The 13,646-nt window shown below is 73.3% G+C and carries 13 protein-coding genes; 8 read left to right on the top strand and 5 right to left on the bottom strand.

All coding sequences use genetic code 11. The annotated features are described in order from the left end of the window. Nucleotides 1–59: 59 nt before the first annotated feature. The gene (locus tag G5V58_RS21510) at nucleotides 60–1,064 is read left to right on the top strand and encodes a LacI family DNA-binding transcriptional regulator (RefSeq protein WP_165237130.1); all 1,005 of its coding nucleotides are present in this window, start codon (nucleotides 60–62) and stop codon (nucleotides 1,062–1,064) included. Here G5V58_RS21510 and G5V58_RS21505 read toward each other — a convergent pair. The 4 genes from G5V58_RS21505 to G5V58_RS21490 form a co-directional block, all read right to left on the bottom strand. Further along, nucleotides 1,057–3,321: a beta-xylosidase/alpha-l-arabinosidase gene (locus tag G5V58_RS21505; RefSeq protein ID WP_230486824.1), complete on the bottom strand. Its 2,265-nt coding sequence runs from the start codon at nucleotides 3,319–3,321 to the stop codon at nucleotides 1,057–1,059. The genes G5V58_RS21510 and G5V58_RS21505 overlap by 8 nt on opposite strands. A 38-nt stretch (nucleotides 3,322–3,359) precedes the next feature. Further along, complete coding sequence (locus G5V58_RS21500; protein WP_230486823.1) at nucleotides 3,360–4,250, bottom strand: carbohydrate ABC transporter permease; 891 nt, start codon at nucleotides 4,248–4,250, stop codon at nucleotides 3,360–3,362. Beyond that, nucleotides 4,247–5,128 carry a carbohydrate ABC transporter permease gene (locus G5V58_RS21495; RefSeq protein WP_230486822.1) on the bottom strand — a complete coding sequence of 294 codons (882 nt, stop codon included), beginning with the start codon at nucleotides 5,126–5,128 and terminating at the stop codon, nucleotides 4,247–4,249. Before G5V58_RS21495 ends, G5V58_RS21500 begins: the two co-directional genes overlap by 4 nt. Before the next feature lie 95 nt (nucleotides 5,129–5,223). Then, nucleotides 5,224–6,507: an ABC transporter substrate-binding protein gene (locus G5V58_RS21490; protein WP_165237124.1), complete on the bottom strand. Its 1,284-nt coding sequence runs from the start codon at nucleotides 6,505–6,507 to the stop codon at nucleotides 5,224–5,226. 90 nt (nucleotides 6,508–6,597) lie between these two features. Between G5V58_RS21490 and G5V58_RS21485 the strand changes: the two genes are divergently transcribed. Continuing rightward, on the top strand, nucleotides 6,598–7,224 hold the full coding sequence (locus G5V58_RS21485; protein ID WP_165237122.1) for a polysaccharide deacetylase family protein: 627 nt from the start codon (nucleotides 6,598–6,600) through the stop codon (nucleotides 7,222–7,224). Here G5V58_RS21485 and G5V58_RS21480 read toward each other — a convergent pair. Continuing rightward, complete coding sequence (locus G5V58_RS21480; protein WP_165237120.1) at nucleotides 7,217–7,663, bottom strand: nitroreductase family deazaflavin-dependent oxidoreductase; 447 nt, start codon at nucleotides 7,661–7,663, stop codon at nucleotides 7,217–7,219. The genes G5V58_RS21485 and G5V58_RS21480 overlap by 8 nt on opposite strands. A gap of 61 nt (nucleotides 7,664–7,724) precedes the next feature. Between G5V58_RS21480 and G5V58_RS21475 the strand changes: the two genes are divergently transcribed. The 6 genes from G5V58_RS21475 to G5V58_RS21450 all read left to right on the top strand — a co-directional run bounded on the left by G5V58_RS21475 (nucleotide 7,725) and on the right by G5V58_RS21450 (nucleotide 13,501). Next, nucleotides 7,725–8,642 (top strand): 1,4-dihydroxy-2-naphthoyl-CoA synthase, encoded by a 918-nt coding sequence (locus G5V58_RS21475; RefSeq protein WP_196240533.1) that lies wholly within the window; start codon nucleotides 7,725–7,727, stop codon nucleotides 8,640–8,642. 143 nt (nucleotides 8,643–8,785) lie between these two features. After that, on the top strand, nucleotides 8,786–10,456 hold the full coding sequence (gene phoA, locus G5V58_RS21470) for an alkaline phosphatase (protein ID WP_165237118.1): 1,671 nt from the start codon (nucleotides 8,786–8,788) through the stop codon (nucleotides 10,454–10,456). 113 nt (nucleotides 10,457–10,569) lie between these two features. Beyond that, complete coding sequence (locus tag G5V58_RS21465) at nucleotides 10,570–11,202, top strand: class I SAM-dependent methyltransferase (protein WP_165237116.1); 633 nt, start codon at nucleotides 10,570–10,572, stop codon at nucleotides 11,200–11,202. Between the two features lie 9 nt (nucleotides 11,203–11,211). Then, complete coding sequence (locus tag G5V58_RS21460) at nucleotides 11,212–12,156, top strand: methyltransferase domain-containing protein (RefSeq protein ID WP_165237114.1); 945 nt, start codon at nucleotides 11,212–11,214, stop codon at nucleotides 12,154–12,156. Next, nucleotides 12,153–12,848, top strand: coding sequence for an NAD-dependent deacylase (locus G5V58_RS21455; protein ID WP_165237112.1), 696 nt, complete (start codon nucleotides 12,153–12,155; stop codon nucleotides 12,846–12,848). Before G5V58_RS21460 ends, G5V58_RS21455 begins: the two co-directional genes overlap by 4 nt. Before the next feature lie 26 nt (nucleotides 12,849–12,874). Beyond that, nucleotides 12,875–13,501 carry an HAD family acid phosphatase gene (locus G5V58_RS21450; protein ID WP_165237110.1) on the top strand — a complete coding sequence of 209 codons (627 nt, stop codon included), beginning with the start codon at nucleotides 12,875–12,877 and terminating at the stop codon, nucleotides 13,499–13,501. The last annotated feature ends 145 nt before the right edge of the window (nucleotides 13,502–13,646 follow it).

Here is a 13,646-nt window from a genome sequence, read left to right as displayed (position 1 = left end):
GCGCGACCGGCCGGTGCGCCGACCCCACCGTCGATAACGTTTTCCAATAGGCTGCGCCCATGGCCACCGGTGAGCGCGTGAAGATGGCCGACGTGGCCCGCGCGGCCGGTGTCTCGGTGGCCACGGTGTCCAAGGTGGTCAACGGTCGCTACGGGATCGCGCCGGCGACCGTCGACCGGGTGTCGGCGGCGGTGGCGGAGCTGGGCTACGAGGCGAGCCTCGGGGCGCGCAGCCTGCGCAGCAGCCGCACGGGCGTGCTGGGCGTGCTGGTGGCCGAGTTCGAGCCGTTCAGCACCGAGCTGCTCAAGGGCGTGTCGGCGGCGATGGGCGGGACGGGCTACGAGCTGCTGGCCTGGTCCGGCGGTCACCGCGAGGACGCCGTCGGGTGGGAGCGCCGGTCGCTGGCGCGGCTGGGAGGGACGCTCATCGACGGGGCGATCCTGGTCACGCCGACCGTGGTCGACGCCGGCGCGGGCATCCCGGTCGTCGCCGTGGACCCGCACACCGGCCCGGCCGACGCGCCCAGCGTGGACTCCGACAACCTGGCCGGCGCGGTGCTGGCCACCGAGCACCTGCTGGGCCTCGGCCACCGGAGGATCGCGCTGCTGAGCGGTCGCCAGGACCTGGAGTCGGCGCGGCTGCGCGAGCAGGGGTTCCGGCAGGCGATGGCCGCGGCCGGCGTACCCGTCGACGAGTCGCTGGTCGGCAACGGCGACTACCGCGCCGAGACCGCCGAGGGCCCGGCCCGGGCGCTGCTCACGCGCGAGGACCGGCCGACGGCCGTCTTCGGCGGCAACGACCTGATGGCGCTGCGCACCATGGAGGTCGCGGCCGGGCTGGGCCTGCGCGTGCCCGAGGACCTCTCGGTGGTCGGCTTCGACGACGTCCCCGAGGCGGTCGGCGGCACCCCGCCGCTCACCACCATCCACCAGCCGTTGCACGAGATGGGCGCGGCCGCCCTCGACCTGCTCGTGCGCATGCTCGAGGAGCCCGGCACCCGTCCCCCCGACGTGCGGATGCCGGTCTCGCTCGTCGAGCGGGCCTCGACGGCCCCGCCTAGCTGACCCGGACCCCGGTGCCGAGCGGCGACCCGGACGGCACCTCGTGCACCGGCCCGGTCAGGGCCACGGTGGCGGTGACCTCGCGGTCGTCGCACGACGCACCCACCCACAGCACCAGGTCCCCGGGCTCGACCACCTTCACGCCGGCGGCGCCGGTGAAGGCCAGCCTCGCGGGAGGTACGTCGAACGCCACCGTCCGGCTCTCCCCGGGCTCGAGCTCGACGCGCGCGAAGCCGAGCAGCTGCGCGACCGGCCGGGTCACGCTGGCCACCACGTCGCGACCGTAGAGCTGCACGACGTCGGCCCCGGCCCGGTCGCCGGTGTTGGTGACGCGCACCTCGACGGCGACGCCCTCGGAGGTCGCGGCGGTGGGCCCGGCGACGAGCTGGTCGTGGACGAACGTCGAGTACGACAGCCCGAAGCCGAACGGCCGCGCCGGGGTGCTGTCCAGGCTGGTCACCTCGCCCGGCCCGGCCAGCGGCGGGCGCAGGTAGCCGTAGGGCTGCGCACCGGCCGAGCGCGGGATGCTCACGGGCAGCCGTCCGGACGGGTTCACGCGCCCCGAGAGGACCCCGGCGATGGCCGGACCGCCCTCCTCGCCGGGGAAGAACGCCTGCACGACGGCCGCACATCGGGCGAGAGCCCAGCCCACGGCGTACGGCCGACCGGTGAGGAGCACGAGCACCACCGGCGTCCCGGTGGCCAGCACCTCCTCCACCAGCTGCCGCTGCACGCCGGGCAGCTCGAGGTCGTCGCGGTCGCAGCCCTCACCGACCGTGCCGCGCCCGAAGAGCCCGGCCCGGTCGCCGACCACCACCACGGCCAGGTCGGCGTCGGAGGCCGCGGCGCGGGCGTCCGCGAGGCCGGCGGTGTCGGGGCCGTCGACCGAGCAGCCCTCGACGTGGGTGACGTCGCCCAGCTCGTCCGCGAGAGCGGCGAGGACGGTGGGTGCGGCGATCCCGAGCTCGGTGCCGGGGTGGTCGGGCAGCACGTGGTTGGCGAAGGAGTAGCACCCGAAGAGCGCGGCGGAGCGGTCGGCGTTCGGGCCGATGACCGCGACGCGGCCGGGGGAGCGCAGCGGCAGCGTGCCGTCGTTGGCCAGCAGCACCACCGACTCCTCGGCCAGCCGCCGGGCCAGCGCGCGGTGCTCGTCGTCGTCGAGGTCCACGGCCGTGGGCGGCGGGTCGGTGAAGGTGGCGTCGAGCAGCCCGAGGTCGGCCTTCTGTCGGAGCACCCGCGTCACGGCCCGGTCGACGGCGTCCATCTCGACGGCCCCGCTGCGGACCGCCTTGGCCAGCGGCGCGAGGTAGGTGTCGCCGGTGGGCAGCTCCACGTCGATGCCCGCGCACAGCGCCTGCCCGGCGGCGTCGCCGGGGTCGGCGGCCACCCCGTGCAGCAGGTGCAGGAAGGCGACGGCGTAGTAGTCGGCCACGCACGTGCCGTCGAAGCCCCACTGCTCACGCAGCAGCCCGGTCAGCAGCGACCGGTCGGCGGCGACCGGCACGCCGTCGATCTCGGTGTAGGCGTTCATCACCGATCGCGCCCCGGCGCGCACGGCCATCTCGAACGGCACCAGGAACACGTCGGCCAGCTCGCGTGGCCCGGCGTGCACCGGCCCGAAGTTCCGGCCCGCCTGCGAGCCGGAGTAGCCGACGAAGTGCTTGAGCGTCGCGTGCACCCCGGCCGACTGCAGCCCGGTGACGTACGCCGTGGCGATGGTGCCCACGGCGTACGGGTCCTCGGAGATGCACTCCTCGACCCGCCCCCAGCGCGGGTCGCGGATGACGTCGAGCACCGGCGCCAGGCCCTGGTGCACGCCGAGCTCGCGCATCGAGCGGCCGATGGCGGCGCCGACCTGCTCGACCAGCCCGGGGTCGAACGACGCGCCCCACGACAGCGGCGCGGGGAAGGTCGCGGCCCGCCACGCGGCCAGGCCGGTGAGGCACTCCTCGTGCACGATCGCCGGTACGCCGAGCCGGGTCTGCTCGACCAGGTGCCGCTGGAACCCCCACAGCCACGCGGCCCGGTCGGCCGGCTCGACCGGCCGGGTGCCGTAGGGCCGGGACAGGTGGCCGAGGCCGTGCCGGCTGAACTCCTCCAGGCCGGGACCGCTGTCGAAGGCTCCCGCGAGCGGCGCGACGTCGGAGCCCGTCGCGTCCTTCTCCCAGTAGCCGACGAGCTGGGCCAGCTTCTCTTCCAGCGTCATCTGCGCCAGGAGGTCGGCGACCCGCGGGTCCTCGCCGGCGGCGGTCTCGGTCACGGGGCCTCCTGGGTGAGGGGTCGTGGTGGACACGGACATCAGCCCTTCACCGCGCCCTGGAGGCCGCTGACGATGCGGCGCTGCACGGCGAGGAAGAAGACGAGGGCGGGGACCATGGCCAGGGTGGTGAAGGCGAGGACGCCGGCGGTGTCGGAGGAGTACTGCGTGGAGTAGTCGGCCACACCGAGCGGCAGCGTCTTCATGTCGCCCTGGAGCAGCAGCAGCGGGAGCAGGTAGGCGTTCCAGGACGCGACGAAGGCGAGCACCCCGACGGTGATGGTGGCCGGGGCCGACAGCGGCACGACCACGCGGAAGAAGAAGCCGATCCGCGAGGCGCCGTCCATGAGCGCGGCCTCCTCGAGCTCGTCGGGGATCGCGACGAGGAACGGGCGCAGGATCACCACGGTCATCGGCAGCCCGAACGCCGCCTGCGGCAGGGCCACGCCCCACCAGGTGTTGCCCAGCTGCAGGTCCCGGCTGACGAGGATGAACAGCGGGATGATCGCCACCGTCGCCGGGAAGAGCAGACCCACGAGGAAGACGCTGTAGAGCGCCTCGCGCCCGGGGAAGCGGTAGCGCGCCAGGGGGTAGGCCGCCATCAGCCCGAAGACCACGACCAGCAGCGTGGTGAGCCCGGCGACCACGGTGGAGTTGAGGGCGTAGCGCCAGAACGTCGGGCTGGTCAGCACCCGGCGGTAGTTGTCGAGCAGCCACGGGTCGGGCAGCCCGGCCGGGGAGTCGGCCAGCTGCGCGTTGCTGCGGAAGCCGCCCAGCACGCCGTACACGACGGGGCCGAGGGTGAGCGCGACGACGACGAGCGCCCCGAGGTACACCAGCGGCGAGCCGCCGCCCCCGCGCACGGACGTCGTACGCCGCGGCGCGGGCCGGGCCGGTGCCGGCGGGGTGACGTCGGGCAGCGTGTCGGTCACCGCGCCGCCCCCTTGGTGTCGCGACGCAGCACGAGCAGCTGGTAGGCGAGCGCGAAGAACAACGCGACCACGAAGAGGATCACCGAGGCCGCGGCGGCGATGCCGTAGTTGTGCCGCTTGGTGCCCTCGTTGACCAGGAACGTCGCCATGGTCGTCGTCGAGTTGGCCGGGCCGCCGCCGGTGAGCACCCACACCATGTCGAAGCACTGCAGCGAGCCGATCATCGACAGGAACACCCAGATCCGCACGGTCGGCCCGAGCAGCGGCACGGTGATCCAGCGCTGGACCTGCCACCAGCTCGCGCCGTCGATCTCGGCGGCCTCGACCACGTCCTGCGGCACGCCCTGCAGGCCGGCGAGGAACAGGAGCACGGCCAGTCCGAGGTACTTCCACGTCAGGACGATGAGCACGGTCCACAGCGCTCGGTCGGGGGAGCCCAGCCAGCCCTGGTCGGGCACGGGCACGCCGACGCCGGAGAGCAGGGAGTCGACCGCGCCGTACTCCGGCTGGAGCAGCTGCAGCCAGACGACCGCCGCGATGACCTCGGCCAGGACGTAGGGGACGAAGACGATGGTGCGGAGCAGCCCCTGGCCGCGGATCCGCCGGTTGAGCAGCAGCGCCACGGCCAGGCCGAGCGGCAGCTGCAGCACGATCGAGCCGACGACGATGAACAGGTTGTGCGAGAACGCACCCCGGAAGACCTCGTCGTGCAGCACGGTCGAGTAGTTCTGCAGCCCGACGAAGTCGCTGAGCGGGCCGAAGCCCCGCCAGCGGTAGAGCGAGAACTGCGCGGCCTTGACGATCGGCCAGACCACGAAGAGCAGGAACAGCGCCAGCGCTGGGCTGACGAAGAACAGGACCTCGGCCGCGGTGCGCACGCGGGCGCCGGCCGAACGCCGCGCCCGCGGCGGCCGGGCGGGCGCAGCCGGGGCGGGGGAGGGCCCCGCCCCGGCCACACGCTCGAGGGAGACCGTCACTTCTCTGCGTCAGCAGCGTCCTGGGTCGCCGAGACGATGTCCTCGGGCGAGGCCTGGTCGGCGAAGAGCAGCGCGATCTCGTCGTTCATCGCCCCACCGACCGACTGGCCGAACGCGGTGTCGAAGTAGAGCTGGACGTACGGCGCCGCGTCGCGCACCTTGATCAGGCCGGCCAGGGCCGGGTCCTTGACCGAGCCGGTCGCCGCCGGGTTGGTGGGCAGCCCCATGTCGCGCTCGGCGAAGCCCTGCTGGACCTCGTCGGAGAGCAGGTAGTCCACGAAGTCGACCGCGGCGTCGGGCGCTCCTTCGGACACCGCCCAGGCGTCGCCGCCGCCGAGCGCGGCGGTGGGGTCGCCCTCGCCGCCCTCGACGGTCGGGAACGGGAACCAGCCGAGGTCGTCGCCCAGCCCCAAGCCGTCGTCGGTGAGCCCCTGCATCACGCCCGGCTCCCAGTGCCCCTGGAGCTCCATGGCGACCTTGCCGGTGGCCAGCAGCCCGGACGCGCTGCTCGGCCCGTCCTGGGCGCCGGTGGAGAGGAAGCCCTTGTTGAAGGGCTCCTCCCCGACCAGGTGCTCGAGGTCCTGCCCGGCCCGCAGGAAGCAGTCGTCGGAGAAGTCCAGGCTGGTCACCGCGTCGGTGAGCACGTCCTGGCTGCACTCGCGGACCGCGAAGTAGTACCAGTAGTGGGCGGCCGGCCACTTGTCGCCGGCGCCGACCGAGAGCGGCTCCATGCCCGCCGCCTTGACCTGGGCGATGGTGTCGTCCATCTCGTCCCAGGTCGTCGGCATCGTGGTCACACCGGCCTGGGCCATCATCGACTTGCTGTACCAGAAGCCGACCACGCCGACCGAGAACGGCAGCGCGTAGGTCTTGTCGTCGACCTGCCAGCCGGCCACCGAGCCGCCGAGCTTGCCGATGATGTCGGCGGACGACTCCGAGAGGTCCTTGGTCAGCCCCGCGTCGACGTGCTCGGCCAGCTCGCCGCCGCCGCGTTCCATGTAGACGTCGGGCGCGTCGCCGCTCTGGAAGGCCGCGTCGAGCTTGGTCAGCATGTCCTCGTGCTGCATGGCCTCGACCTTGATGTCGACGTCCGGGTGGTCGGCCTCGAAGTCCTGGGCCACCTGCTCGTAGTAGGACTTCCCGGGGTCGTTGTTGGAGTTGTGCCACCAGGTGACCACGGTCTTGCCGTCGGCCGACGTCGAGTCGTCGGAACCGCACGCGGCCAGCCCGACCGAGGCGGCGACGAGGGCCAGGGCGGGGATGATCGGGGACCTCTTCATGGGGCGCTCCTCCTGGTGTGACCTGTTGCACACGGACGGTGCCAGCCCCTCGCGGGGCTTGTCAATCGTTATCGATATCGTTTTCCAAGGATGACGCAGATCGAGGTGGCGCGGGCCGACGGCCGGGGCCGGTGCGTGGCCCTGACCGTCGACGACGGGCCCGCGGGCGCGACGACCGCGGCCCTGCTGGACCTGCTGGCCGAGCACGCCGTGCCCGCGACGTTCTGCCTGGTCGGGGAGCGGGCCGCCGGTCCGGGCGCCGCACCGCTCGTGCGGCGGGTGGTGGCCGAGGGCCACGTGCTGGCCAACCACGGGTGGTCCTACGACGACCTCGGGGCGGCGCCCGTGCCCCGGGTCGCGGACGAGCTGGCCCGCACGACGGCGGCGATCCGGGCCGCGGCCGGGGACCCCGACGTACCCGTGCCGTTCTACCGTGCGCCCAACGGCAGCTGGGGCTGCTCGGCGGACGTCGCCGCGGCCCAGGGGATGCGGCCGCTCGCCGTCACGGGCACCATCGACGACTGGCTGACCCAGGACGCGGACACGCTCGTCGAGCGGCTGCGCGCCGCACGCCGGCCGGGCGGCCTGCTGCTGGTGCACGACGGTGGCGGCGACCGGTCGGGCACGCTCGCCGCGCTCCGGCGCGAGCTGCCGCGCTGGCTGGCCGAGGGCTGGACCTTCGTCCGGCCCGTGGGGTGGGCGGGTCCGGCTAGCTGATCGGCTCGAGCAGGAACACCGGGATCTCGCGGTCGGTGTTCTGCTGGTACTCCGCGTACGGCGAGTACGCCGCCACCGAGCGCTCCCACCACTCGGCGCGCTCGTCGCCCTCGGCCACCCGGACCGAGTAGGTCCTCTTGTCCGCGCCGTCCTGGAGGTCGACCTCGGGGTGGGCCACGAAGTTGTGGTACCAGGTCGGGTGCTCCGGCGCACCGCCCTTGGACGCGACCGCGGCGTACACGCCGTCGTGCTCGACCCGCATGACCGGGTTCTTGCGCAGCTTGCCGGACTTGGCGCCGCGCGAGGTGATGACGACGATCGGCCACTCGGGGTGGTCCTTCAGGGTGTTGGCGCGCTGGCCGTCGGAGGCCTCGAACTCCTCGACCTGGTCGCGCACCCACTGCTCGGGGCTGGGCTCGTACTCGCCTTCAAGGGTCACGTCCCCCAGTAACCCGGCGGCGCCGGTCGCCATTCCTCCGGGCCGACTAGCGTGACCCCCCGTGAGCGCGATCGACGCAGTGTCGCAGACCTTCGACCCCGATGCCTGGGACGTCGTCCGCGGCTTCGAGGACCTGACCGACCTGACCTACCACCGGGCCAGGGCGCACGGCACGGTCCGCATCGCCTTCGACCGGCCCGACGTGCTCAACGCGTTCCGCCCGCACACCGTCGACGAGCTGCTGCGCGTCCTCGAGCACGCCCGCACCACCAGCGACGTCGGCTGCGTCCTGCTCACCGGCAACGGCCCCAGCGAGAAGAACGGCAAGTGGGCCTTCTGCTCCGGCGGCGACCAGCGGATCCGCGGCAAGGCGGGCTACCAGTACGCCGAGGGCGAGACCGCCGACACCGTGGACAAGGCGCGCCTGGGCCGCCTGCACATCCTCGAGTGCCAGCGGCTGATCCGCTTCATGCCCAAGGTCGTCGTCTGCGTCGTCCCCGGCTGGACCGCCGGCGGCGGCCACTCCCTCCACGTCGTCTGCGACCTCACCATCGCCTCGCGCGAGGAGGCGCGCTTCAAGCAGACCGACGCCGACGTCGGCTCCTTCGACGGCGGCTTCGGCTCGGCGTACCTCGCGCGGCAGGTGGGCCAGAAGTTCGCCCGCGAGATCTTCTTCCTCGGCCAGGAGTACTCCGCCGAGGACGGCGTGCGCATGGGCACCGTCAACCGCGCCGTCCCGCACGCCGAGCTCGAGGCCACCGCCCTGGAGTGGGGCCGGCTCATCAACGGCAAGAGCCCCACCGCCCAGCGGATGCTCAAGTACTCCTTCAACCTCATCGACGACGGCCTGGTCGGCCAGCAGCTCTTCGCCGGCGAGACCACCCGGCTGGCGTACATGACCGATGAGGCCCAGGAGGGCCGCGACCAGTTCCTGGAGAAGCGCGAGCCGGACTGGTCGCCGTACCCCTGGTACTACTGAGCCTCCCAGCGGGGCCCGGTCCTCTCCGTAAAGGCGCTGTTCACCCGGGGTTCAGGGCGCCACCCCCGGCTGGCCCGCGCCGCTGCCTACGTTCCGGCTGACGCCCGGGAGTGGCTCGGGCGTGCTCGCAGGAAGAAGGCACGATGCCCCACACCCTCGTCAGCCGGCGCAGCTCGCGCCTGCTCGTCGGCACGGCCGCCCTCGCGGTCGTGGCGGCCGCCTCCGGCGCGGCGTACGCCGACCTGAAGGACACCGGCGGCGCCAACCGCCACAACGGCGACCAGACCGCGGAGGTCGCCGCCCAGATCAAGTACGGCAAGGCCAAGAACGTCATCCTCTTCATCGGTGACGGCATGGGCGACTCCGAGATCACCGTCGCGCGCAACTACCTCGTCGGCGCCAACGGCACGCTCGCGGGCATCGACAGCCTCCCGCTGACCGGTCAGTACACGACGTACGCGCTGCACAAGGGCGACGACCCGCTGACCCCGACCGACGACACCAACAAGCCCGACTACGTGCCGGACTCCGCGGCGACCGGCACCGGGTGGGCGACGGGCACCAAGACCTACAACGGCGCCATCGGTGTGGGCATGGACGGCACCACCCCCAAGCAGAGCCTCATCGAGTGGGCCAAGTCCGCGGGCAAGAAGACCGGTGACATCACCACCGCCGAGGTGCAGGACGCCACCCCGGCCGTGCAGCTCGCGCACGTCGCCGACCGCGGCTGCTACACCCCGCTCGGCCAGACGGTCACCGTCGACGGCAAGGCCCAGAAGAAGGACACGACCAAGTGCCCGGGCCAGAAGTCGATCTCGGAGCAGATCCTCGACACCCGTGCCGACGTGGTCATGGGCGGCGGGCGCGGCTGGTTCGACGCACAGGCCGCGAACGGCAAGTCGGTCTACCAGAACGCGATCGACGCGGGCTTCAACGTCCCGCAGACGAAGACCGCGCTGCAGGGCGTCACGACCGCCGACCAGACCCACCCGGTCCTCGGTCTGTTCGCCTCGGGCAACATGCAGACGCGCTACAAGGCCACCCCGGCCACGGCCACGGGCTACAAGCAGCCGTCGGCGAAGTGCGTGACCAACGACGTCGCGCCCGACCCGGCCGCCCCGCAGACCTTCCCGGGCAACCAGCCGACGCTGGCCGAGATGACCACGAAGTCCCTGCAGCTGCTGGACAACCCGAACGGCTTCTTCCTCCAGGTCGAGGGCGCGTCGATCGACAAGCAGGACCACGCCGCCAACGCGTGCGGCCAGGTCGGTGAGACCCAGGACCTCGACGAGGCCGTCCAGGTCGGCATGAACTTCGCCAAGACCCACGGCGACACCCTGGTCATCGTCACCGCGGACCACGCCCACACCAGCCAGATCATCAACGCGGCTGACATCACCGACGGCACCAGCAGCGTCCCGCTCGCGGCGACGTTCAACCTGCTGACCGCGGACGGCACCACGGAGACCGTGGCCTACGGCACCGCCCAGATCGGCGGCTCGCAGCAGCACACCGGCACCCAGCTCCGCGTCGCGGGCTTCGGCCCGGGTGCGGCCAACGTGGTCGGCCTGTCCGACCAGACCGACCTGTTCAACACCATCAAGGGTGCGCTGAGCGGCGTCGGGCTCGACCCGGCCCCGACCGGCCCGGTCGTGCAGCCCACGCCGCCGAACAAGGCCTGCGCCGCGGCGCTGGCCCTGCTCGACAAGCTGCAAGACAAGCTGAAGAAGGCCAAGAAGAAGCACCAGAGCAACAAGATCGCCCGGCTCAAGGGCGAGATCTCCGGTGTGAAGTACCTCAGCAAGCTCTGCTGACCCCGCGCGACCAGCAGCACCGCTCCACCGCGTGACCGCCGACGGCGGGTCCGGCTCCGTGCCGGGCCCGCCGTCGGCGACCGTCTGCGCCGCAGGTGCGCGATCATGGTCGGGTGACCCGTTGGCAGCAGATCGCGCGCACGTCGGTGGGCCCGGACTACGCGCGGCGCTACGCCGAGCGGTTCCGGCGGCTGGCCGAGCGCGGCGACGACGTGCACGGCGAGGCGACGTTCGTGGCCGGGCTGGTCGAGCCGCCGGCGCGCGTGCTCGACGCCGGGTGCGGGACCGGGCGGGTGGCGATCCGGCTGGCCGAGCTCGGCTACGACGTGGTCGGCGTCGACGTGGACGCCTCGATGCTCCTCGAGGCGCGCGACCAGGCCCCGGAGCTGGACTGGCGGGTGGGGGACCTGGCCGCGCTCGACACGGGCCAGCTCTTCGACGTCGTCCTGGTCGCCGGCAACACCATCCCGCTGCTCGAGCCGGGCACGCTCGGGTCCGCCGCCACCCACCTGGCCGCCCAGCTCGACGAGGGCGGGCTGCTGGTCTGCGGGTTCGGGCTCGACGAGGCGCACCTGCCCGGTGGCTGCCCGGTCACGACGCTGGCCGAGGTCGACGCCGCCTTCGCCGCGGCCGGGCTCGCGCCGGTGACGCGGTACGCCTCGTGGGACCGCGCGCCGTACGACGGGGGCGGCTACGTCGTCACCGTCGACGACCGCAGCGCCACCACCCGCGACACCCGCGCCTAGGCTCGCCTCGTGCTCGCCCTCGACGCGATGGTCGACCAGGCCCTGTTCGTCTGTCCCCGGTGCGCCAGCCCGGTGCGGCCCGAGGACGGGGCGTGGCACTGTGCGGGTGCGTCCTGCCGCTACGCGCAGGAGGCGTTCCCGGTGGTCGGTGGCGTCCCGGCCCTGGTCGACTTCGAGCACAGCGTCCTCGACGCCGACCGCCTGCGGGCGGTGGCCGGGGCCAGCGAGGTGCAGCGTTCCGGGCTGGCCGGGCTGCTGCGGCGCCTGGTCCACCCGGCCAACACCACCGCGCCCACCCAGGTCGCGCGGCTGGTCTCGCTCCTGAAGGCCGGAGGAGGACGCCCGCGGGTCCTCGTCGTGGGCGGCGGCACCGTCGGCGACGGCCTCGAGGACCTGTACGCCGACCCGGGGGTCGACCTCATCTCCTTCGACGTCTACGCCAGCCCGGTCACCCAGTTCATCGGCGACGGTCACGCGATCCCGCTCGCCGACGCCAGCGTCGACGGCGTCGTCGTGCAGGCCGTGCTCGAGCACGTGCTGGAGCCGACCGTCGTCGCCGCGGAGATCGAGCGGGTGCTGCGCGTGGGCGGGATCGTCTACGCGGACACGCCGTTCCTGCAGCAGGTCCACGAGGGCGCCTACGACTTCACCCGGTTCACCGACAGCGGGCACCGGTTCCTGTTCCGCCGCTTCGAGCGCATCGACTCCGGTGCCGTCGCGGGGGCGGGCACCGCGCTGCGCTGGTCCGTCGACCACTGGGTCCGCGCGCTGACCCGCTCGGTCCCGCTCGGCCGCATCGTGGCCCTGGCCTTCTTCTGGCTCAGCTGGACCGACCGGTTCCTGGACCGGCGGCACTCCGTGGACGCGGCCAGCAGCGTCTTCTTCCTCGGTCGCCGCACCGAGCACCCCATCGGCGGCGCTGAGATCATCGACTACTACCAGGGCGGTCAGTGACCTCGCCCCGGGTCGTTGTGCTCACCGGCGCCGGCATCTCGGCCGAGAGCGGCGTGCCCACCTTCCGCGACGCCGACGGTCTCTGGGAGGGCCACCGGGTCGAGGACGTCGCCACGCCCGAGGCCTACGAGCTCCAGCCCTCCGCCGTCCACGCCTTCTACGACGCCCGCCGCGCCGCCCTGGCCCGAGTGGCGCCGAACCCCGCCCACCACGCGCTGGCCGCGCTCGAGGCGGCGTACGGCGACGACCTGCTCGTCGTCACCCAGAACATCGACGACCTGCACGAGCGCGCGGGCGCGACCCGCGTCCTGCACATGCACGGCGAGCTGCGCTCCGCGCTGTGCCGGGGCTGCGGCGGCCGGTACGCCTGGGACGGCGACCTCGGTGACCGCCCGCCCTGTCCCGGCTGCGGCGCCACCGAGCTCCGGCCGGACGTGGTCTGGTTCGGCGAGGTGCCGTACGAGATGGACCGGATCTTCGCCGCCCTGGAGCGCGCCGACCTGTTCGTCTCCATCGGCACCTCCGGGGCCGTCTACCCCGCGGCGGGCTTCGTCCAGGCCGCCTCGGCGTACGGCGCGCGCACGCTCGAGCTCAACCTGGTGCCCAGCGACGGCAGCCACTTCTTCGACGAGACCCGGCACGGGCCGGCCGGCCGACTCGTGCCGGCCTGGGTGGCCGAGCTGCTGGGCTGAGCCCGCCCGCCGTTACCGTGGGGCGCATGACGCGGCTGCTCGGACTGCTCCTCGCCCTGGTCGTCTCCCTCGGCCCGGCGACGGCCGTGGAGGCCGCGGCCCAGGCCGCCCAGCAGGGCCGTGCCGCCGACCGCGCCAGCGACAGCGCCACCGGCAGCGCCGCCGCGGCCAAGCGCAAGGTCCCGACCCGCGAGCAGTGGCTGGCCGACGTGAAGACGGCGATGGCCGGCTCCCGCGCGTACGTCAAGCAGCGCGCCGCCGACGCGGCCCCCGGCGAGCGCCTCGCGGTCAACTTCGACATCGACAACACCGTCATCGCCACCTACTACGACGGTGGCGGCGCCATCCCGCTGATGAAGCGCTTCGCCCGGCTGCTCGGTCGCCTCGACGTCGACCTGGTCTTCAACACCGGCCGGCTGGCCAACCAGCGCAACCGCACCGTCACCCAGCTGACCCGCGCCGGCTTCGACGTCGCCGACGTCTGCCTGCGCGCCAAGGGCGAGACGCTCCCCGTCGGCAAGCAGCGCTGCCGCGACGGCTTCGCCGCCGACGGCTACACGCTGATCGCCAACGTGGGCAACAACGACACCGACTTCGTCGGTGACGGCTACGAGCGGGCCTACCGACTGCCCAACTACGGCGTCCTGGGCTGAGCCCGGCTCAGGCGCCGAAGACCGCGCTGCAGCTCTTGGCGGTGGTCGGCGCGGTGAAGGTGACCGTCGACCCCGACCGCGAGCCCTCGGTGGGCCGGTCACACCGACTGAGCAGGTCGTGACCGGGTCCCGCGTGCAGCTCCGC

Source organism: Nocardioides anomalus (assembly GCF_011046535.1).
GTDB classification, from domain to species: Bacteria; Actinomycetota; Actinomycetes; order Propionibacteriales; family Nocardioidaceae; genus Nocardioides; species Nocardioides anomalus.
This window is presented reverse-complemented; position numbering and strand designations above follow the sequence as displayed.

Bases quoted from the DNA above. Each gene is read 5' to 3' on its own strand.
- G5V58_RS21450 (WP_165237110.1), top strand. From the start codon at position 12,875: ATGACGCGGCTGCTCGGACTGCTCCTCGCCCTGGTCGTCTCCCTCGGC.
- G5V58_RS21510 (WP_165237130.1), top strand. From the start codon at position 60: ATGGCCACCGGTGAGCGCGTGAAGATGGCCGACGTGGCCCGCGCGGCC.
- G5V58_RS21485 (WP_165237122.1), top strand. From the start codon at position 6,598: ATGACGCAGATCGAGGTGGCGCGGGCCGACGGCCGGGGCCGGTGCGTG.
- G5V58_RS21490 (WP_165237124.1), bottom strand. From the start codon at position 6,507: ATGAAGAGGTCCCCGATCATCCCCGCCCTGGCCCTCGTCGCCGCCTCG.
- phoA (WP_165237118.1), top strand. From the start codon at position 8,786: ATGCCCCACACCCTCGTCAGCCGGCGCAGCTCGCGCCTGCTCGTCGGC.